The organism is Saccharothrix sp. BKS2 (genome assembly GCF_047689505.1).
Taxonomy (GTDB): domain Bacteria; phylum Actinomycetota; class Actinomycetes; order Mycobacteriales; family Pseudonocardiaceae; genus Actinosynnema; species Actinosynnema lopnurensis.
Genome location: NZ_JAUQOL010000004.1, coordinates 83,158 through 106,207, shown reverse-complemented (window position 1 = coordinate 106,207; position 23,050 = coordinate 83,158). Strand labels below are relative to the sequence as shown.

Annotated in this window: 23 protein-coding genes; 3 read left to right on the top strand and 20 right to left on the bottom strand. The window is 72.9% G+C overall.

What is annotated here, in order from left to right; translation table 11 throughout:
- Positions 1–13 precede the first annotated feature (13 nt).
- From Q5530_RS09060 to Q5530_RS09040, 5 genes are all read right to left on the bottom strand, one after another.
- Entirely contained in the window at positions 14–748 is a 735-nt protein-coding gene (locus tag Q5530_RS09060) for a redox-sensing transcriptional repressor Rex (protein ID WP_380634486.1), read from the bottom strand.
- A 245-nt stretch (positions 749–993) separates the two neighbouring features.
- Positions 994–1,653, bottom strand: a complete 660-nt coding sequence (locus Q5530_RS09055; protein WP_415361776.1) for a fasciclin domain-containing protein — start codon at positions 1,651–1,653, stop codon at positions 994–996.
- A gap of 81 nt (positions 1,654–1,734) precedes the next feature.
- Positions 1,735–3,222, bottom strand: coding sequence for a molybdopterin-dependent oxidoreductase (locus Q5530_RS09050; RefSeq protein ID WP_415361775.1), 1,488 nt, complete (start codon positions 3,220–3,222; stop codon positions 1,735–1,737).
- Positions 3,223–3,280: 58 nt separating this feature from the next.
- Entirely contained in the window at positions 3,281–3,517 is a 237-nt protein-coding gene (locus Q5530_RS09045) for a glutaredoxin family protein (protein ID WP_380634491.1), read from the bottom strand.
- 4 nt (positions 3,518–3,521) lie between these two features.
- The gene (locus Q5530_RS09040) at positions 3,522–4,985 is read right to left on the bottom strand and encodes an AMP-binding protein (RefSeq protein ID WP_415361774.1); all 1,464 of its coding nucleotides are present in this window, start codon (positions 4,983–4,985) and stop codon (positions 3,522–3,524) included.
- 224 nt (positions 4,986–5,209) lie between these two features.
- Here Q5530_RS09040 and Q5530_RS09035 point away from each other — a divergent pair, with 224 nt between their 5' ends.
- The 3 genes from Q5530_RS09035 to Q5530_RS09025 all read left to right on the top strand — a co-directional run bounded on the left by Q5530_RS09035 (position 5,210) and on the right by Q5530_RS09025 (position 7,870).
- Positions 5,210–5,809: a sigma-70 family RNA polymerase sigma factor gene (locus Q5530_RS09035; protein WP_415361773.1), complete on the top strand. Its 600-nt coding sequence runs from the start codon at positions 5,210–5,212 to the stop codon at positions 5,807–5,809.
- Positions 5,810–5,902: 93 nt separating this feature from the next.
- A complete protein-coding gene (locus Q5530_RS09030; RefSeq protein WP_415361772.1) occupies positions 5,903–6,955 on the top strand; it encodes a DUF5667 domain-containing protein in 1,053 nt (350 codons plus the stop codon).
- A 54-nt stretch (positions 6,956–7,009) separates the two neighbouring features.
- Positions 7,010–7,870 (top strand): HAD family hydrolase, encoded by an 861-nt coding sequence (locus tag Q5530_RS09025; protein WP_380634499.1) that lies wholly within the window; start codon positions 7,010–7,012, stop codon positions 7,868–7,870.
- Between the two features lie 475 nt (positions 7,871–8,345).
- On the opposite strand, the gene Q5530_RS09020 is transcribed toward Q5530_RS09025, so the two are convergent.
- From Q5530_RS09020 to Q5530_RS08950, 15 genes are all read right to left on the bottom strand, one after another.
- On the bottom strand, positions 8,346–9,335 hold the full coding sequence (locus Q5530_RS09020; RefSeq protein ID WP_415361771.1) for a lysophospholipid acyltransferase family protein: 990 nt from the start codon (positions 9,333–9,335) through the stop codon (positions 8,346–8,348).
- A gap of 112 nt (positions 9,336–9,447) precedes the next feature.
- On the bottom strand, positions 9,448–10,485 hold the full coding sequence (locus Q5530_RS09015; RefSeq protein ID WP_415361770.1) for an NAD-dependent epimerase/dehydratase family protein: 1,038 nt from the start codon (positions 10,483–10,485) through the stop codon (positions 9,448–9,450).
- Positions 10,486–10,764: 279 nt separating this feature from the next.
- A complete protein-coding gene (locus tag Q5530_RS09010; protein WP_015105422.1) occupies positions 10,765–10,866 on the bottom strand; it encodes a 30S ribosomal protein bS22 in 102 nt (33 codons plus the stop codon).
- 236 nt (positions 10,867–11,102) lie between these two features.
- Positions 11,103–11,306, bottom strand: coding sequence for a helix-turn-helix domain-containing protein (locus Q5530_RS09005; RefSeq protein ID WP_033428478.1), 204 nt, complete (start codon positions 11,304–11,306; stop codon positions 11,103–11,105).
- A 120-nt stretch (positions 11,307–11,426) separates the two neighbouring features.
- Entirely contained in the window at positions 11,427–12,239 is an 813-nt protein-coding gene (proC, locus tag Q5530_RS09000; protein ID WP_380634502.1) for a pyrroline-5-carboxylate reductase, read from the bottom strand.
- A 100-nt stretch (positions 12,240–12,339) separates the two neighbouring features.
- Entirely contained in the window at positions 12,340–13,146 is an 807-nt protein-coding gene (locus Q5530_RS08995) for a thioesterase family protein (RefSeq protein ID WP_415361769.1), read from the bottom strand.
- Positions 13,147–13,157: 11 nt separating this feature from the next.
- Positions 13,158–14,075 carry a proline dehydrogenase family protein gene (locus tag Q5530_RS08990; RefSeq protein ID WP_415361768.1) on the bottom strand — a complete coding sequence of 306 codons (918 nt, stop codon included), beginning with the start codon at positions 14,073–14,075 and terminating at the stop codon, positions 13,158–13,160.
- A gap of 216 nt (positions 14,076–14,291) precedes the next feature.
- Positions 14,292–15,080 (bottom strand): sugar phosphate isomerase/epimerase family protein, encoded by a 789-nt coding sequence (locus Q5530_RS08985; RefSeq protein WP_415361767.1) that lies wholly within the window; start codon positions 15,078–15,080, stop codon positions 14,292–14,294.
- A complete protein-coding gene (locus Q5530_RS08980) occupies positions 15,077–16,432 on the bottom strand; it encodes a hypothetical protein (RefSeq protein ID WP_415361766.1) in 1,356 nt (451 codons plus the stop codon). Before Q5530_RS08980 ends, Q5530_RS08985 begins: the two co-directional genes overlap by 4 nt.
- Positions 16,432–17,442 carry a Ppx/GppA phosphatase family protein gene (locus Q5530_RS08975; RefSeq protein WP_415361765.1) on the bottom strand — a complete coding sequence of 337 codons (1,011 nt, stop codon included), beginning with the start codon at positions 17,440–17,442 and terminating at the stop codon, positions 16,432–16,434. Before Q5530_RS08975 ends, Q5530_RS08980 begins: the two co-directional genes overlap by 1 nt.
- Positions 17,443–17,469: 27 nt before the next feature.
- Positions 17,470–18,150 carry a response regulator transcription factor gene (locus tag Q5530_RS08970; RefSeq protein WP_344036284.1) on the bottom strand — a complete coding sequence of 227 codons (681 nt, stop codon included), beginning with the start codon at positions 18,148–18,150 and terminating at the stop codon, positions 17,470–17,472.
- Positions 18,147–19,388 carry a sensor histidine kinase gene (locus tag Q5530_RS08965; protein WP_415361764.1) on the bottom strand — a complete coding sequence of 414 codons (1,242 nt, stop codon included), beginning with the start codon at positions 19,386–19,388 and terminating at the stop codon, positions 18,147–18,149. Before Q5530_RS08965 ends, Q5530_RS08970 begins: the two co-directional genes overlap by 4 nt.
- Positions 19,389–19,769: 381 nt before the next feature.
- On the bottom strand, positions 19,770–20,516 hold the full coding sequence (locus tag Q5530_RS08960; RefSeq protein WP_380634514.1) for a phosphoglyceromutase: 747 nt from the start codon (positions 20,514–20,516) through the stop codon (positions 19,770–19,772).
- A gap of 114 nt (positions 20,517–20,630) precedes the next feature.
- On the bottom strand, positions 20,631–20,912 hold the full coding sequence (locus Q5530_RS08955; RefSeq protein ID WP_380634516.1) for a hypothetical protein: 282 nt from the start codon (positions 20,910–20,912) through the stop codon (positions 20,631–20,633).
- Between the two features lie 177 nt (positions 20,913–21,089).
- A complete protein-coding gene (locus Q5530_RS08950; RefSeq protein ID WP_415361763.1) occupies positions 21,090–22,655 on the bottom strand; it encodes a 4-coumarate--CoA ligase family protein in 1,566 nt (521 codons plus the stop codon).
- Positions 22,656–23,050: the final 395 nt, after the last annotated feature.

Here is a 23,050-nt window from a genome sequence, read left to right as displayed (position 1 = left end):
GCTACCCGCACGATCACGGGCGAATCACCACCCCGTCCACTCCGACTCCGTTGACCACGTCACCGGCGGCCTGGTCAGCCCGCCGCGCGACGTGGAACGACAGGATCTGCATCTCGACCGCCAGGTCGACCTTGCGCACCTCGACGTAGTCCGGCACTTGGAGCACGACGGGTGCGAAGTTCAGGATGCACTGGACTCCGGCGGATACCAAACGGTCGCAGACGGCCTGAGCTGCCTGAGGGGGTGTGGCGATGACCCCTATCGACACCTCCCGCTCGGCGCAGACGGAGGTGATGTCGTCGATGTGGTGGACCGGTATGCCGCCTACCGGCACACCCGTCAGGTCGGGGTCGATGTCGAACAGCGCGGCCACCGGGAAGCCCCGGCTGGGGAAGCCGCCGTAGTTCGCGAGCGCGTGACCAAGATTACCGATCCCGACGACCGCGACCGAGTGCTTCCGGGTCAGCCCGAGGATCCGCTCGATGTGGCTCACGAGCACCTCGACGTCGTAGCCGACGCCCCTGGTGCCGTACGAGCCGACGTAGGAGAGGTCCTTGCGGAGCTTCGCCGAGTTGACGCCCGCCGCGCCCGCCAGCTCCTCGCTGGAGATGGTCGTCACGCCCTGCTCGGCCATCCCGGACAGCACCCGGAGGTACACCGCGAGGCGCGCCACCGCCGCCTCGGGGATCGCCCGCGCCCGCTCCCGGACGTCCGCGGAAGTGTCGGCGGGGATCTTCGGAGTGGTCACGACCCCGTCACCCTCGCCCCGCCGATCCGCCACGCTGGTACTCCTCGAGATCCGCCGCACCGACCCGCCGGGCACCGTCACCAGCGGGGTGATACGACCACCGTACCGCTTGTGAACGCTTGCACAAAGTTGGCGGACCGACGCCCGCCCCCGGTGGGAGGGCGGCGCGCACGCAGGTGGGCCGCACTCCCCACGTGGCGTGAGGGAATGCGGCCCACCAACGGGTGAACTTGCGAAGCCGCAGGTCAGGCAGCCGGCGGGGTGAGCACCTTGCCGATCACGAACACCGTGGCGTTGGCGGTCGGGATGTTGCCGCACAGCACCGGGGCGCCGTTCACGGTCATGGTGTCGCCGGAGCCCGCGATGGTCAGCTCCTGGCCGGTGAGGGCCTTGACGGTGCCGGCCTCCTCCAGGCCCGCGGCGTCGTAGCGCTGCCCGACGACGTGGAACTGGAGGATCTTGCCCAGGGTCGCCGGGTCGTTCGCCAGCTCCTGGAACTTCGCGTCGCCCAGCTCGGCGAAGGCCGGGTCGGCGGGCGCGAAGACGGTGATGGCCTTCTGCGAGTTGAGCGTGTCACCCAGGTTGGCCGCCGTGACGGCCGCCACCAGCTTGGTGAGCAGCGGGTTGTTGGACGCGGCGGTGGCCACCGGGTCGTCGACCATGCCCTGGAGCGAGCCCTCGTTCGAGGGGTCGGACGGGACGCTCGCGCAGCCGGGGCCGAACACGTCGGTCGTCCCGGTCACGCCGTCGCTCTCGGCCATCGGCATCGAGGAGGCGGTCGCCGCCGCGCTGGTCGTGGTGGTGGACGCGGGGGCCGCCGCGTCGTCGCCGCCGCCACCGCAGGCCGCGACCGACAGGGCAGCGGCGGCGACGGCACCGACGAGGGCGAGCTTGGGGTTCCGCACAGCGGATCACTCCTCAGTGTTTTCACCAGATTTGGTAGTCACTGAGGCATTCGATCCCCAGCGCCGTTCGGTTCGACCGGATCACTCGACCGTGAAAAAAATCGAGTGCCACCCGGTCGCGCCGTCCGGCACTGGGGCCACCCGCTCCTGCGGCTGGGTGAACCCGGACCGGTCCGTGGCACGCACCTCGACGGTGTGGCCGCCGGGCGCGAGGTCCAGCTCGGCCCGCCACATGCGCCAGGTCGAGCGGTTGACCTCGGTGGCCAGCTGGGTGGCCCGCCACGGCCCGCCGTCCACGCGCACCTCGACCTTCGCCACGCCGGTCGGCTGCGCCCACGCCACCCCGGTCACCACGGGCCGGCCGGACACCGTGGCCAGGCCCTTGGGGCTGTCGATGCGGGACATGACCTTGATCGGCCCCCGCTCGCCCCACCCGCGCTCCAGCCAGTAGGCGCGCTTGGCCGCGAACGTGGTCAGCTCCAGGTCGGTGACCCACTTCGTGGCCGAGACGTACCCGTACAGGCCGGGCACGACCAGCCGGGCCGGGAAGCCGTGCTCCAGCGGCAGCGGCTCGCCGTTCATGGCCAGCGCGATCAGCGCGCCCCGGTCGGCGTCCAGGACCACGTCCACCGGCGTGCCCGCGGTCCAGCCGTCGACGCTGGTGGAGAGCAGCTGGTCGGCCTCCGGCCGCACGCCCGCCTCCCGCAGCACGTCCCGCAGCGGCACGCCCACGAAGTTCGCGGTCGAGGTGTAGGGCCCGCCGACCTCGTTGGACACGCAGGTCATCGTGATGGTGCGCTCGACCAGGTCCCGGCGGCTCAGGTCGGTGTAGCGGAGGTTCAGCTCGCGGTCGACCAGGCCGTGCACGCGCAGCACCCAGTCCTCGGCCCGCACCCGCGGCACGCTCAGCGCCACGTCGACCCGGTAGAAGTCGCGGTTCGGCGTGATGAAGGACGGTGTGCCCTCGGCGGCGAAGTCGGCGCCGGCCGGCAGCGGCGGGGCCGGCCGCGCGGGGGTGAGGTCGCCCACGGCCCGCCGCGACGCCTCCACGTCCACCCGGTTGCCCAGCAGCTGCCCGCCGAGCCCGGCCAGCACCGCCGCGCCCGAGACCACCAGGAACTCGCGGCGACCCCCGACCGGCGCCGCCGACGACGCGCGGGCGTGCAGCCGGCGGAACACCGCGACCCCCGCGACCAGGCTCGCGACCGGCGCGAGGACGCCCAGCAGCCCCAGGTCCGGCCGGTACAGCACGGCGGCCACGCCGAGCAGCCCGAGGACGACCGCCAGCACCGTCCCGGGCGTGGCCGAGCGGCGGGACAGCAGCCCGGCGACCACCGCCGCGACCGCCAGCACCGCGGCCATGCCGATCAGCAGGACGAGCTTGTCGTAGGTGCCGAACGTCCGGACCGCGAAGTCCTTCAGCCAGGACGGCGTGAAGTCGATCGCGGTGTTGCCGACGGCGAGGAACGGCGAGGCGGTCGGCCCGACCAGCGCCGCGACGAGGTGCCCGGCGGCCAGTGCGGCGGCCACGCCGAGGAGTCCGGTGAGAGCGGCGGTCCAGCGGGTCATACGGGGGATTCGACACCCGCGGCACTCCGGTTCACCGAAACCGTAAGGCTTCGGTAATTCAGGCGAGGGCGGCCCGCAGCCGGTCCTCCTCGACCTCCCAGTACCCGTGCTCCCGCCCGTCCACCAGGAACACGGGCACCCGGTCGCCGTACTCGGCGCGCAGCTCGCGGTCGGCGTCGACGTCCTGCTCGTCCCAGGGCACGCCGAGTTCCCCGCAGATCCGCTCGATCTCGTCCCTGGCCCGCTCGCAGGCGTGGCAGTCGACCCGGCTGACCAACGTGACGTGGTGGCTCACGCCGTCAGGTTAGAGGCAGCCTCAGCCGCGCCCGCGCCAGCTTCCCGGTCGGCGAGTGCGGCAGCGCGTCGGCGAACTCCACCGCGGTCGGCACCTTGAACTTGGCCAGCCGCCGGCCGCAGTGCTCCTTCACCGCGTCCTCGGTCAGCCCGCTGCCCGCGGCCCGCACCAGCACGACCTTCACCGACTCGCCGGTCCGCTCGTCCGGCACGCCGACCGCCGCCGACTCGGCCACCCCGGGCAGCTCGTTGACCACCTGCTCGACCTCGTGCGGGTAGACGTTGAACCCGTTGACGATGATCAGGTCGCCCGCCCGGTCCACCAGGTGCAGGTCGCCGTCGGCGTCCAGGTAGCCCACGTCGCCGGTGCGGAACCAGCCCTCCGCGTCGGGCCCGTGCGCGCCGTCCGGCCAGTACCCGCCGAACAGGTTGGCGCCCCGCGCCGACACCAGCCCGGTGCCCGGCTCGTCGTCCTCGTCGAGCGGCCGGCCGTCGGAGTCGACCAGCCGCACCTCCACGCCCGGCAGCGCCCGCCCGACCGACCCGGCCTTCGGCTCGCCGGCCAGCGTCGTGGTCAGCACGGGCCCGGTCTCGGTCAGCCCGTAGCCCTCGAACACCGGCAGCCCCACGACCCGCCGCACCGCGTCCAGCACGCCGGGCGCCAGCGGCGCGGCGCCGGAGGTGAACAGCCGCACGGTCGCCAGGTCCTCGCGCAGCCGCTCGACCGGCAGGGTCAGGATCGCCTGGTACATCGGCGGCACGCCGACCAGCGTGGTCACCCGGTGCTCGCGGATCGCGGTCAGCGCCCGGTCCGGGTCGAACCGCTCCAGCAGCACGGCCGTCGCGCCCGCGCCCGCGACCTGGAGCAGCCCCGGCCCGAGCCCGTAGACGTGGAACAGCGGCAGCGCCAGCAGCACCCGGTCGCCGGCGGTCACCGGCGCGGGCCGCAGGGACGCGCACTGCTCGACGTTGGCCAGCAGCGCCCGGTGCGACAGCATCGCGCCGCGCGGCGTGCCGGAGGTCCCCGACGTGTAGCCGAGCACGGCCAGGTCCTCGCCCGACCCGATGGCGGTGAACTCCTCGCCCGGCTCGAACCCCGGTTCCGGCAGCGCCTCGACGTCGACCTCGCCGGCGTCGCCGACCAGCAGCCGCGCCCCGCTGTCCTCGATCAGCCGCCGCAGCTCGCGGGCCGGCTGACCGGGCCCGGCGGGCACCACGACCCCGCCCGCGCGCAGCGCGCCGAACACCGCCACGCAGAACCCCGGACCGGTCGGCAGCCGCACCGCCACCCGGTCGCCCGGCGTGACGCCCGCCCGGACCAACCGGTGCGCCTCGGCGTCCACGGCGGCGTCGAACTCGGCCCACGTCCAACTGCCCGAGGTGGTGACATCCACCAGTGCGACGTGCTTGGGTCCTCGGTACGCGGAGGCGCGAACCAGGTCGGCGACGTTGCGAGCGGATGCGGTCAACTCGACCTCCTGGGGACCACGGCGTACCTCAGCGCAGTCTGTCACGCGCGGGCGGCGTCGCGAAGCGCCTCCACCCGTGCCGCGGACGGGGGACCGGCCACCTTTACCTACTACGGAGTAACAAGACGTATGCTGCCTCGACGGCGACCCCGCGGAGGTGTCGCGAACCGATGACCGCGAGGGCACGCGAGAACCCCGTCCGAAACATCCGCGCGCTTCGTCCGATGTGGAGCACGGAAGGGCGGTCAAGCACGATCGTGAGCGTGGAGAGCGAACCGGCGGACGAGCCGTGGGACCTGGTCCGTGCCGCGCAGGGCGGCGACACGGACGCGTTCGGCGCGCTCTACGACCGGTACGTCGACGTCGTGTACCGGTACGTGCTGTTCCGCGTGGGCGACCGGACGCTGGCCGAGGACGTGACCAGCGAGACGTTCCTGCGCGCCCTGCGCAGCATCCGGTCGATCAGCTACCAGGGCCGCGACGTCGGCGCGTGGTTCGTCACCATCGCCCGCAACATCGTCTTCGACCACGTGAAGTCCAGCCGCTACCGGCTGGAGGTCACCACCGCCGAACTGACCGACAACCGCGAGGTCACGGACGGTCCGGAACAGGAGGTCCTGACCGGTGCGGCCAACGCGGAGCTGCTGCGCTGCGTAGCCCAGCTGGGGAACGACCAGCGGGAATGCATCACACTGCGTTTCATCCAGGGCTTGTCCGTCGCCGAGACGGCCGCGAGGATGGGCCGGAACGAGGGCGCGATCAAGGCCCTCCAGCACCGGGCGGTGCGCCGGTTGGCCCAACTGCTGCCGAACTGGTTGCGGTGACCGCCGGCGCGTAACCCCGGGAGCGCCCGGTTCGTTACTCGGGACAGGATCGCTCGAAAACGGTGCGGGATGGTGGGCAGAGGGATCACGCCGTTGTGGCGTCACAGGCAGCGCGAGCAGTTCGCCCGCGCCGTCGAAGCGCACCCCGAACCGGGCGACGAGGCGTTCGCCGACGAGCTGGCGGTCGTCGCGCTGCTACGTGAAGCCGCAGTCACTTCGGGCCCGGACGAGGCCACCCGGGCCCGGATGCGCGAGCGCGTCCTCGGCGCCGCCCCGCCGGCCCCGACCAAGGTCGAGCCCCACCGCACCGGCGCGCGCGGCCGATTAGCGGTCGCGCTGGCCGCCGCCCTGTGCCTGGTGTTCTCGTTGGCCGGCATGAGCCTCCTGCTCAGCCGCGACGCGCTGCCGGGCGACGCGCTGTACGGCGTGAAGCGCACCGCCGAGTCGGCCTCCCTGGGCCTGACCTTCGGCGAGGACTCCAAGGGCCACAAGCTCCTGGAGTTCGCCTCCGCGCGCCTGACCGAGGTGGAGACCCTGGTCGACCGGTACGCGGGCGGCGGCCCCCTGGGCGGCTACCTGACGGCGCTGGCCGACTTCGACACCGACGCCGCGGCGGGTTCCCGCGCGCTGACCGCGTTCGGGTCGGCCGCGGACCACCGCGCCCTGGAGGACCTGCGCGAGTGGGCGACGTCGCAGACCGCACGCCTGGAGCAGCTGCGCCCCACCCTGCCGGAAGATGCCGTCACCCTCTCGAACACCTCCCTGGACCTCCTGGCCCGCATCGCCGACCGGGCCACCGCGCTCCAGTCCAGGACCACGTGCACCTCCACCACGTCCGGCGAGACCGACCAACTCGGCCCGCTGCCCGCGCGGGACGAGTGCGCCCCCACCCGGCAGCAGCCCACCCCGACCGGCCCGACCCCCTCGCTCCTCTCCCCCACCCCCGCCATCCCCACCCCCCTGCCGCCCGGCAACGCCCCCACCACCACCGACAACCCCCCGCCGCCGCCGACGCCGACGACCTCCGTCAACGCCCCGCCGGCCCCACAACCGACGTCCCCGACCACCACGACCCGGGGCGTCCCCGTGCTGCCCCTGCCCACGTTGCCGCTGCCGTCGCTACCGCTGCCCGGCCTCGGCGGCTGATCGCTACCCTGTCCCCATCGGACCCCGGGAGGCGCTGACGTGGTGAAAAGGGCTGTGGAAGGCACGGCCGAGCGGGAAAGGCTCGCCGCGATCGCGGGAGAGGCTTCGGCCGAAGCCGCGCTGGCGGCCGCCGACCCCACCGCCACCGACCTCACCGCGGCGGCCTTCTTCGACGTCGACAACACCATGATGATGGGCGCGTCGATCTTCCACTTCGCCCGGGGACTGGCGGCCCGCAAGTTCTTCAAGAACTCCGACCTCCTCGGCTTCGCCTGGCAGCAGTTCAAATTCCGCGTAGGCGGCCGAGAAGACCCACAAAGCGTCGCCGCGTCCCGTGAACAAGCCCTCTCGTTCGTAGCCGGCCGTTCCGTGGCGGAAATCGTCTCCCTGGGCGAGGAGATCTACGACGAACTGATGGCGGACAAGATCTGGACCGGCACCCAAGCCCTGGCCCAGATGCACCTGGACGCGGGCCAAAGGGTCTGGCTGGTCACCGCCACCCCGGTGGAACTGGCCCAGATCATCGCCCGCCGCCTGGGCCTGACCGGCGCCCTGGGCACGGTCTCGGAAAACTCGAACGGCATCTACACGGGCCGCCTGGTGGGCGACCTCCTGCACGGCCGGGCAAAAGCCCACGCGGTCCGCGCCCTGGCCGCCAAGGAAGGTCTCGACCTCCGCCGCTGCACGGCCTACTCGGACTCGGCCAACGACGTCCCGATGCTGTCGGTGGTGGGCACGGCGGTAGCCGTGAACCCGGACTCGGCCCTACGCGAAACGGCGCGCAAGCGAAGCTGGGAAATCCGAGACTTCCGCACGGGCCGCAAGGCGGCGAAGATCGGCGTGCCGTCGGTCCTGGGAGCCGGCCTCCTGGCAGGCGCGACAGCAGCCACGATCGCCTACCGCCGCCGCCACTGACCACCCCGAACGCGGGGGACAACGGGTCCTGAACGCTGAACTCACCGGTCCTGAACGTACGACACGCCCGACCTGAACGTACGACACGCGCGTCCCCAACGTACGACACGCGAGGTCCGAACGTACGACTCGCGCGACCTGAACGTAGAACTCGCGCGTCCTGAGTGTTCGACACGGTGGTCCCGAGTGTTCGACTCGCGCGAGCATCCACAAGACGCCGACGAGACCGGTTGCACGACGAGACCGGGGCGCGCAGTCTCCCACTGTGGGGTGCTCGTGGTCTCCCGTATGGCCTGGGCGCAGCCCTACCGCGCTTGTCCAGGGGGTGTCGCACGCCCTTCGCGACACCCCCTGGACAAGGGTGGTTGCCTCAGGCAGGCCATACGGGAGACCACGAGCCGAGCCCCTCCCCCGGAGGCCTGCCCAGCGGCGAGCGACAGCCCGTGAACCCAACAAGCCCGTGAACCCCACCACCTCAGCCCAGAAAAACGTTCCGCCGCTGGGTCAACAACCGGTACAGGGTCTGCTGAATCGTCTCCCGCACCTGATCCGTCAGGTTGAACACCAGCATCGGGTCGTCCGCCGCGTGCTCCCCGTACTCATCGGTCCGAATCGGCTCACCGAACTCGATGTACCACTTCGAGGGCAGCGGAACAGCCCCCAACGGCCCCAACCACGGGAAGAACGGCGTCACCGGAAAATAGGGGAACCCGAACAACCTGGCCAACGCCTTGACGTCACCGATCTTCGGGTAGATCTCCTCCGCGCCCACGATCGAGCAGGGGATGATCGGCACCCCGGTGTTCAACGCCGCCGACACGAACCCGCCACGCCCGAAGCGCTGCAACTTGTACCGGTCCTTGAACGGCTTCCCGATCCCCTTGAACCCCTCGGGCCACACGCCGACCACCTCACCGGAGCACAGCAACCGCTCCGCGTCCGGGTTGCAGGCCAACGTCTGCCCGGACTTCCTCGCCAACGCCCCCAGCACCGGCGTCTTGAACACCAGGTCCGCCCCGAGCATCCGCAGGCGCCGCCGCGCCGGGTGGTCGTTCCGCACCGCGAACGCCGTCATCAGGGCGTCCAGCGGCAACGTCCCCGAGTGGTTGGCCACGATCAACGCCCCACCCCGGGCGGGCACGTTGTGCATCCCGATCGTCTCGACCCGGAACCACTTCTCGTACAGCGGCCGCAACGGCGGCATGAGCACGTTGTCGGTGAGGTCCCGGTCGAACCCGAACTCGTCCACCTCGTACTCGCCCTGGATGCGCCTGCGCGCGAAGTTCAGCAGCTCAGCCAGCCGCCGCTCCCACTCGGCAGGCCCAATCGCCTCAGCCTCGGCCTCAGGGCCGGCACCAGCACCAGCGCCGGCAGTGGACGCCTGCCCGGCCGAACCGGCACCACCCCGCCGCCGAGGAGCCTCCCGGTCCGCCCCGTGCAACGGGATCACCCGCGCCTCCGCCACGTCCACCTCCTCACCGTCGCCCCCAGCCGCACCCACCACCGTCAACGCCCGTCCAAGCCCAGCAACACCCGCCAACGCCCGCACAAGCCCCGCAGCACCCGCCAACGCCCGGTCAACGCCACCGGGCAGCCGCACCCAGCACGCCCCGCTCCACCGCCGCCACCACGCCGGAGTCGACCAACGGCCGCAACCCCCGCCCGCTCACGTAATCGTCGAACGCCTGTTGCGTGGTCCACCGCGGCGTGAACCCGAACTCGCCCTTCAGCAACGTCGTGTCCACCACCCGCCCCCAGTTGAGGAACCTCATCTGGTCCGGCGAGAAGTCCACCAACCGGGCACCGCGGAAGAACCGCCCCATCGTCGGCACCGCCGCGCTGGGCACCCTCAGGTTCACCCGCCCGGCCCGCCGGATGGCCTGCGACAGCAGCAGCACCCCGTCGCCACCCACGTTGTACACCCCGGGCAGCTCGTGCAGCGTGGCCCGCTCCAGCACCGCCAGCGCGTCCTCGGAGTGCAGCAGCTGCACCCGCGCGTCGTAGCCCAGCACCGTCGGCACCACCGGCAGGGCGAAGTACCTGGTCATCACCGTGTCGATGCGGGGCCCGATGAAGTTCGTGAACCGCAGCGTGGTCACGTCCACGTCCGGCCGCCGCCGCGAGAACCCCCGGACGTAGCCCTCGACCTCCACCGCGTCCTTGGCGTACCCGCTGGACGGCAGGTCCTTGGGCCCCATGTCCTCGGTGAACACGGCCGGGTCCCGCGAGCTGGACCCGTACACCGCGCTGGTGGACTTCACCACCAGCTTGCGCACGTGCGGCGACTTCTGGCACGCGGCCAGCAGCTGCATCGTGCCGATGACGTTCATCTCCTTCATCGCGCTGCGCCCGGTGGGCCCGGCCGGGTTCGCCGTCACCGACGCGTGCACGACCGTGTCGACCTGCGCGGTGGCGATGACCTTCGCGATGAGCGGGTTGCGGATGTCGGCCCGCACGAACTCGGCGCGCCCCATCCGGCGCAGCACGTCGCGCGGCGGCGGCTCGGTGTCCACGCCGAGCACGCGCTCGACGTCGGGGTTCGCCGCGAAGCGCGCGGCGAGGTGGCCGCCGAGGAAGCGGCTGCAACCGGTGACCAGAACGACCTTGGGCGCCATGCGACTCCATGTCCGGTGCTGCGACTCGACGATGCTAACCGGCTTCGCGCCAACGCGGAGGACGGGCGGGACGCTCGCGCAGGTCACCCCGGGCGACGGCCCCCGAAACCCACCCGACCAGGCCTCGAAACCCACCCGACCGAGCCCCGAAGCCCACCAGGCCCCAGAGCCCCGAAGCCCACCGGCCCCCGAAGCCCCTGCCCACCAGCCCCCACCAACAACAACACCGCCAGTCCCCGGCACGAGACCGGGGCCTGGCGGTGTGAGAACCCGCAGGGGTTACTTGCCGCGCTTGCGACGCTGCACCCGCGTCTTGCGCAGCAGCTTGCGGTGCTTCTTCTTCGACATGCGCTTGCGGCGCTTCTTGATGACCGAGCCCATGCGGGTTCCTTAACTACTAGACGTCGGTTGCTCTCCACGCGCCTGTGGAGACACCCGTCAAGAGGGCGCGCCGACACCAGGCACGAACGGCCTTCCACTTTACCCGGCGGCCCGCGCGCCCCGTCAGGCACCCGCCCCAGAGGGGGTCCGGACGGCCGGCCACACGCTCCGGACGACCGGGCACACCTCAGGGACCAGCGCCGACACCACCTCCCGCCGACTCCTCCACCGGGGCATCACCCGGCATCGAAGTAGGCGTTGCGCAGGTACTCGTCCACCGCCTTCTCGGGCACCCTGAACGACTTGCCCACGCGCACCGCCGTCAGCTCACCGGAGTGAACCAACCGGTACACCGTCATCTTCGACACGCGCATCACCAGCGCGACCTCGGCGACCGTCAGGAACTTGACTTGGCCGAGCGACTTCTCCTCCGCAGGCATAGATCACCGCGTCCTTCGACACGCGTCGTGCCGTCGGCTTCCCCACCGACGGTTCGACACGCACGTGCTCCCCTGAGGGTAACGGGACACCTGGGACTGGTGCGACGGCCAATGGCGGGATCAGCCCTCTTCGTGGGCCCGTCCCAGCTCCACGGAGCGGTCGCGGGCGGCCTCCAGGGCGGCCAGCAGCGCGGCCCGGACCCCGTGCTTCTCCAGCTCGCGGATGGCCATGATGGTGGTGCCCGCGGGGGATGTGACGGCCTCGCGGAGGATCACCGGGTGCTGGTCGCCCTCGTTCAGCATGGTGGCCGCGCCGACCGCCGACTGGATGATCAGCCGCCCGGCGAGGTCGCGCGGGATGCCGAGCAGGATGCCCGCGTCGATCATGGCCTCGACCAGGTAGAAGAAGTACGCGGGCCCGGACCCGGACAACGCCGTCACGGCGTCCTGCTGGCCCTCGGGCACCCGCGCCACCTGGCCGACCGTGCCCAGCAGCTCCTCGACCAGCCCGAGGTGCTCGTCCGTCGCATACCGGCCGGCCGAGATGGCGCTCATCGCCTGACCCACGACCATCGGTGTGTTGGGCATCACCCGGACCACCGGCGTGCGGTCGGGGAGGCGGCGCTCGTAGAGCGAGGTCGGCAGGCCCGCGCACAGCGACACGACCAGCGTGCCGGGCTTGAGCACGGGGTTCAGCTCGTCGAGCAGCGGCTCGATGTCCTGGGGCTTGACCGCGACCACGAGCACGTCGGCCCGCTGGGCGGCGCCCGCCACGTCCAGCGCCTCCACGCCGTACTGCTCGGTCAGGGCGGTGGCCCGCTCCGGGTGCTTCTCGGTGAACAGCAGCTCATCGGCCCTGCGGCCACCCTGCAACAGCCCCGAGAGCAGGGCTTCACCGATCTTGCCAGCCCCCAGCACGGCGATGGTCGTCATGCCCCTCAGCCTGCCACGCCCCGCCAACCCGGAATTCCGGGTGCCCAGCCCCAGGTGCCCAGCCCCAGGTGCTCCACCCCGGGTACCCAGCCCCGGCTGCTCAGCCCTGGGCGGCGGGCGTCAGGGCCAACTGCCGCGCCTGGCACACCAGCCGCCCCGTCGAGTCGACGACCACCGCGTCCTCGTCGAACCACTGCCCGTGCACCGCGCTGCACGACACCCGCACCCGCAGCCACCCCGGCGCGGGCTCGGCCCGCAGCAACGCCGTCAGCTGCACCGTCGGGGACCACCCGAACCGGCCGAGGTTGAACGTCACCGGCATCGAGATGTCGCCCACGACCAGCGCGAAGTACGGGTCCGGCCGCTCGCCGAGCGGGCGCGCCCACAGCCGCAGCACCAGCGGGTCGCCGACGCGCCCCGCCAGGAACCCGGCCCCCTCCGGGTCCAGCCGCACCTCGCACACCGAGCCCAGCTTGTAGACCCCGCCGGGCCCCATCGACGCCAGGTCCACCGCGTTCGCGGGCGGCGCGGCGGGCACGTCCGGCAGGTCCACGTAGTCCGGCGCCGCCGTCGGCATCCGCCCGACCGTCACCACCGCCTCCACGCAGCCGCGCCCGCGCTGCTCCAGCACTGCCGACACCACGGTGGCCGTGCGGCCGGCCTTGCGGACCTCCGTCCTGATCAGCACCGGACCGATCTCCGGCGCGCGCAGGAACTGGGCGCTCACCGACAGCGGCGCGAGCTCGCCGGGCATCGCCGACCGCGCGCCGTCCACCGCCGCCCGCGCCAGCATGGCCAGCAGGAACCCGCCGTGGGGCTTGGGCCCGATCGTCCACTCCGCGGGCAGCGACGCGGTGTACGTGCCGTCGCCCAGCGGGCGGACCGCACTTGCTACCGAGAAGGACACGGGGCTCCTCACTACCGGCCGAACAGCGAGCGCAGGAAGAAGGCGGCGTCCGCCGGGCGCTCGGCCAGGCGGCGCACCAGGTAGCCGTACCACTGGTCCCCGTACGGGACGTGGACGCGCACCACGTGGCCCTCGGCCGCGAGGCGCCGCTGCTCGGCCGGGCGGACGCCGTGGGGCACCTGGTACTCGAAGTCCGTCGCGGACCGGCCGTACCAGCGGGCGCGTTCGGCGACGACCTCGACCAGGCGCGGGTCGTGGGTGGCGAACACCGGGTAGCCGGACCCCGCGAGCAGGACGTTGGCGCAGCGGACGTAGTTGAGGTCGACCTCGTGCGGGTCGGTGAAGGCCACCGACGCGGGCTCGTCGTAGGCGCCCTCGCACAGCCGGACGCGGGTGTCGGCCAGCTCGCGGCAGTCGTCGGGGGTGCGCCGCAGGCGCGCCTGGAGGACCACGCCCGTCGACGGCCAGGCGCGCCGCAGCTCGGCCAGCACGCGCAGGGTCGAGTCGGTGGTGGTGTGGCGCTCCGCGTCCAGGGTGACCGTGGTGCCGGCCTGCTCGGCGGCGGCGCAGACGCGGGAGGCGTTGTCCAGGGCCCGCGTCTCGCCCAGCGCCTGCCCGACGGCGGACAGCCTCACGGTGACCTCGACGTCCCCGGCCAGGCCGGCGGCGTGCAGCTCGTCGAGGAGCCGCAGGTGGGCCAGCACGGTCCGCTCGGCGGCGGACCGGTCGACCGCGTCCTCGCCGAGGTGGTCCAGGGTGACCCGCAGGCCGTCGCCCACCAGGCGACCGGCCGCCTCGATCGCGTCGGCGGTGGCCTCGCCGGCCACGAACCGGCGCACCACGTCGCGGCTGACGGGCGCGGTGGCGACGACCCGGCGCACCGCCCCGTTGCCCGCGGCGGCCAGGATCAGCGTCCGCAACGGATTCACGATCAAGACCCTAACCGCTGGGTGGCACGAGTACAGCCACGCGGACCGGACGCGGTGCGCCGAACGCGGGGTTGCCGACCGGCCCGAACGTGGAACTCACCCGTCCCGAATGTTCGACACGGTGGTCCCGAACGTTCGACTCGCGCGGTCTGAACGTGTAGTTCGGGGGGTCTGGACGTACGACTCGCGAGGTCTGGGGGTACGACTCGCGCGGATCTAGGGGAGGTGGCGGCGGGCGTAGGTGAGGGACTCCGCCAGGAGGGCGGTGCGGTCGGGGGCCGTGCGGGCGCGGCGGGTGTTGACCTCCAGGACGACCTGGCCGGTGAAGCCGGTGTCGGCCAGGTGGGCCAGCAGCTCCGCGCACGGCTGGGTGCCCCGGCCCGGCACCAGGTGCTCGTCCTTCGGCAGGCCGGAGCCGTCGGCCAGGTGGACGTGGGTGAGGTTGTCGCCCATCCGCTTGGCCAGCTCCATCGCGTCCACGTGCGCGGCGGAGGCGTGCGACAGGTCCAGGGTGTAGTTGCGGTGGCCCACGTCGGTGGGGTCGGTGGACGGCCGGAACGCGGTGATCTGCACCGAGCGGCCGCGCCCGAGCGCCCGGCGCACCGGGAACATGTTCTCCACCGCGATCGCCACGCCGCTGTCGTCCTCCAGGGACGCCACCAGCTCCGGGAACGCGTCGGCGTAGCGCCGCTGCCAGGCGAACGGCGGGTGCAGCACGACCGTGCGCGCCCCCAGGTCGCCGGCCGCCGAGACGCTGCGCCGCAGCCGCTCGACCGGGTCCGGCGACCACACCCGCTGGCTGATCAGCAGGCACGGCGCGTGCACGGCCAGCACCGGCACGCCGGTCCGGTTCGACAGCCGCCGCAGCGCGCCCACGTCCTGGCTGATCGGGTCGGCCCAGACCATGACCTCGACCCCGTCGTACCCCAGCTCGGCGGCCGCCTCGAACGCGGCCCCGGCGGGTTGCGGCCACACGGCCGCGGTGGACAGGCCGACCGGGATCAAGACTTCACCAGCAGCATCGCCGCCGGCGAGACCGTCACGATCAACCCGACGAGCACGGCGAGCACGGTGGTCTGGAGGTCGTCTGCCCGGCGGATCTTGCGGACCAGCATCACCAGGCCGACGGTCACCGCCAGCGCCACGACCAGGGCCGCGGGCGCCAGGGTCCGCCAGAGGAAGTTGAAGCCGAGCCACAGCGCCGCGCCGCCGACCACGCCGACGGCCAGCTGGCCGAGCATGACCAGCCACTCCTTGCCCGCCGACCGGTCGCCCGCGGGGTCGTCGTCCACGTCGTCCAGGTCGGAGAGCCCGGCCGGTTCGTCGTCGTCGTCGTCGAAGCGGCGACCGCGGGACGGCGGCGGGTAGTCGTCGTCCTCCTCCTCGTCGAGGTCGACGTAGGGGTGGAACTGGGTGCTCTCCGGCTCGACGCGCCCACCCCGGTCGGGCCGGTCACCCCGGTCGGGCCGGTCCCGCCGGTCGCCGGGTCCGGGGGCGCCGCCGGGCCCGTCGTCGCCGAACCAGTCCTCGGCGCTCTGGTCGGGCAGCGGTTCGGGCAGCCTGGGCGGCGCGGGCGGCACGATCAGCACCGACTCGGTGGGCAGCGACTCCAGCGGCACGTTGGGCCTGAGCTCGTCCGGGATGCGCGGCAGCACCTCGGTCACCGGTTCGCGCGGCGGTCCGGGCGGCGGTGGTCCGGGCGGCGACACCGGGCGGACCAGGCTGGTCCTGGCCGCTTCCGGCACCACCGGCGTAGTGAGCCTGGTCGCCTCGGGACCGACCGGCGTGGTCAGCCTGGTCGCCTCGGCCCCGGTCGCGGGCGTGAGCCTGGACAGGTCCGGCCGCGACAGGTCCGGCCTGGGCAGGTCCGGCGCCGGGGGGACGGGGCGGGGCGGCTCGCCCCCGAAGTCGTCCACGATCGGCGGGACGACGCGCGTCTCCTCGGCCGGGTCGACGTCCGGCGCGCGCCGGCGCCCGCCGGGCTCCGGCGCCGACGGCGGCCGCTTGCCGGGCGGGACGGGTCGCGCAGGCGGTTCGACCCGCGGCGGCGCGACCGGGGCGGCGGCGGCCGGTGGCGGCGGGGGCTGGACCGGCGGCTGGTAGGCCGTCCGCTCCAGCTCGGCCTCGACGTCCCGCGACGGGGGCGGGGGCGGCCCGGCGGGCTCGTCCCGCACCGGCAGCAACCGCCCGCTGTCGGAGTTGACCCGCTCGATGATCGCCTGTGGAGCGGTGTCCGAGGTGTCCTCGGCCCGTCGCCGTCGCCGGCGCGGCGCCACCTCGCCGTCGCCGCCGCCGTACTGGGCGAGCAACTCCGCGACGGTGCGCTGGGTCCGCTCCGACTCGCTCTCTCGACTCATCAACTCCACCGTGCCCCGTGGCGGCCAGTCCGTCCAGTGACGCCCGGCGGGCGGCTGCGGCCCGCCGCGTCGTCCTGGTCCAGCCCATCAGTGTGGTCCAGCCGGCGCAGGATGACACCTTCCCGGAGAGCCCAGGGGCAAATCTCCAGTTCGCTCAGCGACAGGGACCGCATGGCGGCCTCCGCCACCAGCGCGCCCGCCACCAACTGGTGCGCCCGGCTGGGGCTCACCCCTTCGAGATCGGCCAGGTCGGCCGACGGCATCCGGGAGATGAACGCGATCAGCTGCCGCAGGCCGGCGTCGGTCAGCACGCGCCGCGCGTGCGGCCCGGCAGATGACGGCGCGGCCCCGGTCAGCCTCGCCAGCGTCCGGAAGGTCTTCGAGCTGGCCACCACCCGATCGGGCACACCGGCCCGGCGCAGCTCCTTGGCCACCGGCGCGAGCTGCTCGTCCAGCCACTCGGCGGTCCCGTCCACCTCGTCCCGCGTCGGCGGGTCGTGCGCGAACCGCGTGCGCGTCAGCCTGCCCGCGCCCAGCGGCACCGAGAACGCCTCCTCGGGCTCCTCGTCCACGCCGGTGGCCAGCTCCAGCGACCCGCCGCCGATGTCGAGGCACAGCAGCCGGCCCGCCGACCACCCGTACCAGCGGCGCACCGCGAGGAACGTGTACCGCGCCTCGTCCTCGCCGGACAGCACCCGGAGGTCCACGCCGGTCTCGCCGCGCACCCGCTCCAGCACCTCGGCCGAGTTGCCCGCCTCGCGCACCGCGGACGTGGCGAACGCCATCAGGTCCTCGCAGCCCAGCCGCTCCGCCGCCGCCTTGGCCGCGGCGACGGAGCGCACCAGCCGGTCGGCGCCCGAGCGCGAGAGCATGCCGGAGCCGTCCAGCTGCTCCGCCAGGCGCAGCACGGACTTCTCCGAACTCATCGGCGTGGGGTGGGCACCCCGATGAGCGTCCACCACCAAGAGGTGGACCGTGTTGGAACCGACGTCTAGCACCCCGAGGCGCACGCGGTGCACCGTACCTGGTCGGGGTGATCAGGACTCGAACTTGTATCCCAGTCCGCGCACGGTCACCAGGTGCCGCGGGGCCGACGGGTCCGGCTCGATCTTCGACCGCAGCCGTTTGACGTGCACGTCCAGGGTTTTGGTGTCGCCCACGTAGTCCGCGCCCCACACCCGGTCGATCAGTTGGCCGCGGGTCAACACCCGGCCGACGTTGCGCAGCAGGTACTCCAGGAGGTCGAACTCCTTGAGCGGCAGGCTCACCTCGGCGCCGTCGACGGTCACCACGTGCCGCTCGACGTCCATCCGCACCGGACCCGCCTCCAGGACCTGCGGCAACAGCTCCTCGGACTCGCCGCCGCGGCGCAGCACCGCGCGGATCCGGGCGATCAGCTCCCGCGCCGAGTAGGGCTTGGTGACGTAGTCGTCCGCGCCCAGCTCCAGCCCGACGACCTTGTCGATCTCGCTGTCCCGGGCGGTGACCATGATCACCGGCACGGCGGAGCGGGCGCGCAGCTGCTTGCACACGTCGGTGCCGCTCATGCCGGGCAGCATCAGGTCCAGCAGCACGATGTCGGCGCCGTTGCGGTCGAACTCCTCCAGCGCCTCCTGGCCGGTGGCCGCGAGCGCCGCGGTGAAGCCCTCCTTGCGCAGGAGGAAGGCGAGCGGATCGGCGAAGGAATCCTCGTCCTCCACGATGAGCACCCTGGTCACAGCTCTCCTCCGTGGTTGCCTGCCGCGCCGGTCGGCACGGTGGTCAGCTCCTGCCCGGTCGGGGCGAGTCCGTTCGGGTCGACCCCGGCCGGCGCGCCCCGGGTCGGGTCGGTGGTCGACGTCTCCCGGTCCGGGTGGGCCGGGAGGCGCAGGGTGAACGTGGAGCCGGTGCCCGGCAGGCTCCACAGCTTCACCTCACCGCCGTGGTTGTTGGCGACGTGCTTGACGATGGCCAGGCCGAGCCCGGTGCCGCCGGTGACGCGCGAGCGGGCCTTGTCGACCCGGTAGAAGCGCTCGAACACCCGGGTCTGCTGGTCCTCGGCGATCCCGATGCCGCGGTCGGTGACGGCGATCTCCACGTACCCGTCGACGAGCTTGCGGCTGACCGAGACGGGGCTGCCCGGCGAGGAGTACGCGATCGCGTTGTCCAGCAGGTTGCTCAGCGCGGTGACCAGCAGCGTCCGGTCGCCCTCGACGACCAGGCCGCTGGGCTCGTCGGTGGTGACCGCGATCTCGGCGCGCTCGGCGGCGAGCCGGGTGCGGCCCATGGCCTCGCTGACCACCACGTCGACCTCCACCGGGCTCAGCTCCGGCAGCTTCTCGGCGCCCTGGAGCCGCGACAGCGCGATCAGCTCGGTGACCAGCGTGCCCAGCCGGGTGGCCTCCTGCATGATCTTGGCGCTGAACCGGCGCACCTGCTCCTGGTCGTCGGACGCGTCCAGCACCGCCTCGGCCAGCAGCGCCAGCGCGCCCACGGGCGTCTTCAGCTCGTGGCTGACGTTGGCCACGAAGTCCCGCCTGGTCGCCTCCAGCCGCACGGCCTCGGACTCGTCGGACGCCTCGACCACGACGAAGGACTCGGTCAGCACCTTCACCGACGCGTGCACGGCCGTGGGCTGGCGGCCCTTGATGACCTCCAGCGACGACAGGTCCACCGAGACCACGCCGCCGTCGCGGCGGGCCAGCTCGGCGGCGCGGCGGGCCCGGTCGTCCACCCGGCTGCCGCGCACCACGCCCAGTTCCTCGGCGCGCGCGTTGTGCAGCACCACGTCGCCGAAGGCGTTGAGGACCGCGATGCCGTCGTGGGAGGAGCGGACCACCATCGCCATCAGGTCGGCGACGGTGAGGCCCCGGGGGCGGCTGTCGCGGGGGCGTGCGGTGGCGCGGCCCACCAGGAACGCCACGCCGCCGATCAGCAGAGCGCCGATCGACAGGACGAAGTAACCCGTTGCGGTCACGGTCGCATGGTAAGCAGGTCAGGGCGGGGGTGGCCTAGTGCGCGAACGCGGTTCGTGACTCCCGTGACACGTCCGGGACCGATGTTCTCCCGGCAGACGACCGCAGTTCACCCAATCGTGTCCAATTGAGCCGGGTCCTGTTCGGACAGGTGCAGGTTCGCCTACGCCGGGCTCTCCCCCAGGTGACGCGCCGAGGACGTGGCGGGGTCGTGCCGGGGGTCGCGGCGGAGGTCGCGGCGGGTTCACGCCGAGCACGCGGTGGGGAACGTGCCGGGGGTCGCGGCGAGGTCCCGCGACCCCCGGTGGGACGAACGCGGCGGCGGCGCGTGCGCCGGGGTGTCCCGCGCACGCGCCGCCGCCGGGCGGTGGAGCGGAAGAGCTCTAGCGGCCCTGGTTGGCCACGGCCTTGATGGCGTCGGCCGCCGCGTCCGGGTCCAGGTAGGTGCCGCCCGCCGTGATCGGCCGGAGGTCGTCGTCCAGGTCGTAGCGCAGCGGGATGCCGGTCGGCACGTTCAGGCCCGCGATGGCCTCGTCGGAGACGCCGTCGAGGTGCTTGATCAGCGCGCGCAGCGAGTTGCCGTGCGCGGCGACCAGCACCGTCCGGCCGGCCCGCAGGTCGGGCACGATCGCGGTCTCCCAGTAGGGGATCATCCGCTTGACCACGTCCAGCAGGCACTCGGTCATCGGCAGGTCGGACCCGAGGTCGGCGTAGCGCGGGTCGCGGTCCTGGCTGAACTCGGCGCCGGGCTCGATGACCGGCGGCGGGGTGTCGTAGGAGCGGCGCCAGAGCATGAACTGCTCCTCGCCGAACTCCTCCAGGGTCTGCTTCTTGTTCTTGCCCTGGAGCGCGCCGTAGTGGCGCTCGTTGAGGCGCCAGTCCCGGCGCACCGGGATCCAGTGCCGGTCGGCCGAGTCGAGGGCGATGTTCGCGGTGGAGATCGCCCGCCGCAGCAGGGACGTGTGCAGGACCTCGGGCAGCACGCCCGCCTCCCGCATCAGCACGCCACCGCGCTTCGCCTCGGCGACGCCCTTCTCCGACAGGGGGACGTCCACCCAGCCGGTGAACAGGTTCTCCGCGTTCCAGACGCTCTCGCCGTGGCGGAGCAGCACGAGGGTTCCGACAGCCATGGGCGTCAGCCTGCCAGATGGGCCCGGCCTGCTCACGAGGGTGGTCGCCGTGGACTTGATCGGTGCAGCGGGCCGGTCGCTCCTACCGGTCCGCCGCACCGGTTCGAGCGGGGGTCAGCCGCCCAGGGCGCCGCCCAGACCACCGGTCAGGCCGCCGCCGGGGGTGTTGCCGGTGCTGCCCAGGGTGCCCGTCGGACCGCTCACGCCGGTGCCCAGGGCGCCGAGGACCTGGTTCAGCACCGGCAGGCCGGGCAGGAACTTGGCGGCGCCGCCCGACGAGCCGGCCTGCGGGCCGAGGTCTCCCAGGTTGCCGGGGGCGGCGAGGGCCGCCGGGGCCGCGAACAGGACAGCCGCCGTCGCGCCGGCCGCGACGACCAGCCTTCCAAGGGTGCGCATGAGTGGATCTCCGTAACGAATCATCGGGGTGCGTGCGAAGTGCACCCGGACATGCTGGGGCGCACCCGGGCCCCGAACCACCCCGCGACCACGACATAGACACGATCGTGGGACCGACCCGCCGCAGTCGGGTGACAGCGGGCGCGACCGACCTCCGGCCGCGCCCACCGGCACCGCCTAGGACGCGGTTTCGCGGGCCCGCAGGTCCTTGCGCAGGATCTTGCCCGCCGACGACTTCGGGATGGCCTCGATGAACTCGACCACCCGCACCTTCTTGTGCGGTGCGACCTGCGAGGCCACGAACGCCATCACGCCCGCCCCGTCCAGCGCCGCCCCGGGCTGGAGCACCACGAACGCCTTGGGCACCTCCTCGCCCTCCGCGTCGCGCACCCCCACGACCGCCGCGTCCGCGATCCCCGGGTGCGTCAGCAGCACGGCCTCCAGCTCGGCGGGCGGCACCTGGTAGCCCTTGTACTTGATCAGCTCCTTGACCCGGTCGACGATGGTGACCAGACCGCCCCCGTCGATCACCGCCACGTCGCCGGTGTGCAGCCAGCCGTCCGCGTCCAGGGTCGCCGCGGTGGCCTCGGGGTTGTTCAGGTAGCCCTTCATCACGTTCGGGCCGCGGCACCACAGCTCGCCGCGCTCGCCGACGCCGACGTCCTCGCCGGTGGCCGGGTCGACCAGGCGGCACTCCATGCTCGGGAGGATCACGCCGACCGTGCCGACGGAGATGTCGTCGCGGTTGTCGGGGATGGCGTGGCTGACCGGGCTCATCTCGGTCATGCCGTAGCCCTGGGAGACGCGGCAGCCCAGCCGCTTCGAGACGGCGGCCGCCAGGTCGACGTCCAGCGGCGCGGCCCCGGAGAAGATCGTGTCGATGCCCGACAGGTCGTACTGGTCGACCACGGGGTGCTTGGCCAGCGCCAGCGCGACCGGCGGGGCGATGTAGACGAGGTTGGTCCGGTGCTCCTGGATCACCCGCAGGAACTCCGGCAGGTCGAACCGCGGCATGGTGACGACCGTCGCGCCCACGTGCAGGCCGTTGTTCATCGCCACCTGCATGCCGTAGATGTGGAAGAACGGCAGCACGGCGAGGATCCGGGAGGCGTCCCGGACCTCCAGGATGGGGCCGCACTGGACGATGTTGGCCACCAGGTTCCGGTGGGTCAGCATCACGCCCTTGGCCCGCCCGGTGGTGCCCGACGAGTACGGCAGCACGGCCACGTCCTCGGCCGGGTCGATCTCCACCACCGGCACCGGGTGGTCGCCCGCCAGCAGCTCGCCCAGGCTCGGGTACCCCTCCGCGCCGTCGAGCAGGACCACGTCGGACACGCCCGCCCTCGCCGCGCCCGGCGCGGCGTTGGGCAGCAGCGCGGACACCGTGAACAGCATCTTCGCGCCCGCGTCGGCCAGCTGGTGGGCGACCTCGTCGGCGGTGTAGAGGGCGTTGATCGTGGTCGCCGTGGCGCCGGCGCGCAGGACGCCGTGGAAGACCACGGCGTAGTACGGGGTGTTCGGGCTGAGGATGCCGACCACGTCGCCCTTGCCGATGCCCCGCGCGGCCAGCGCCGCCGCCATCCGGTCGACCGCGCCGGCCAGCTGGGAGTAGGTCAGGGACGCGCCCGTGCCGCCGTCGACCAGGGCCACCCGGTCGGACCGGTCGCCGAGGTCGGCGAACAGCAACTCGTGGAGCGAGACGTCCGGGACCACGACATCGGGGTACGGACTGCGGAAGACCATGCGGCTGCCTCATTCTTCCGGGGGGCGGTGATCCCGCCATCGTGTGGTACGCACCACCCCCGGTCAAGGCGCACCGGGGACGTGACCGGTGGTCTCACCGATCCGCGCCGGCGTTACTTAACTCGGCTAAGAACACTCGAACGGAGCAACGTCGGCCCTTGTGGTGATCACCGCACTTCTGCCAAGTTGGCAGAGCCGCGCGGGTCGGCTCCCACGCACTCCGACGACTCGCCCGGCGACCGCCGCGGCTCGCCTTTCCCCCCGTCGAGCCGCGGTCCCGCTGGGAATTCCGGGCTCCCCCCGCCCGGGTCCACCGCAGCGGGGACCGACGCGGGGCGGCTTGAACTCGTGACTCCCCCTCTCTCCCAAGCCGCCCCGCGCTCCCCGCCGTGCAA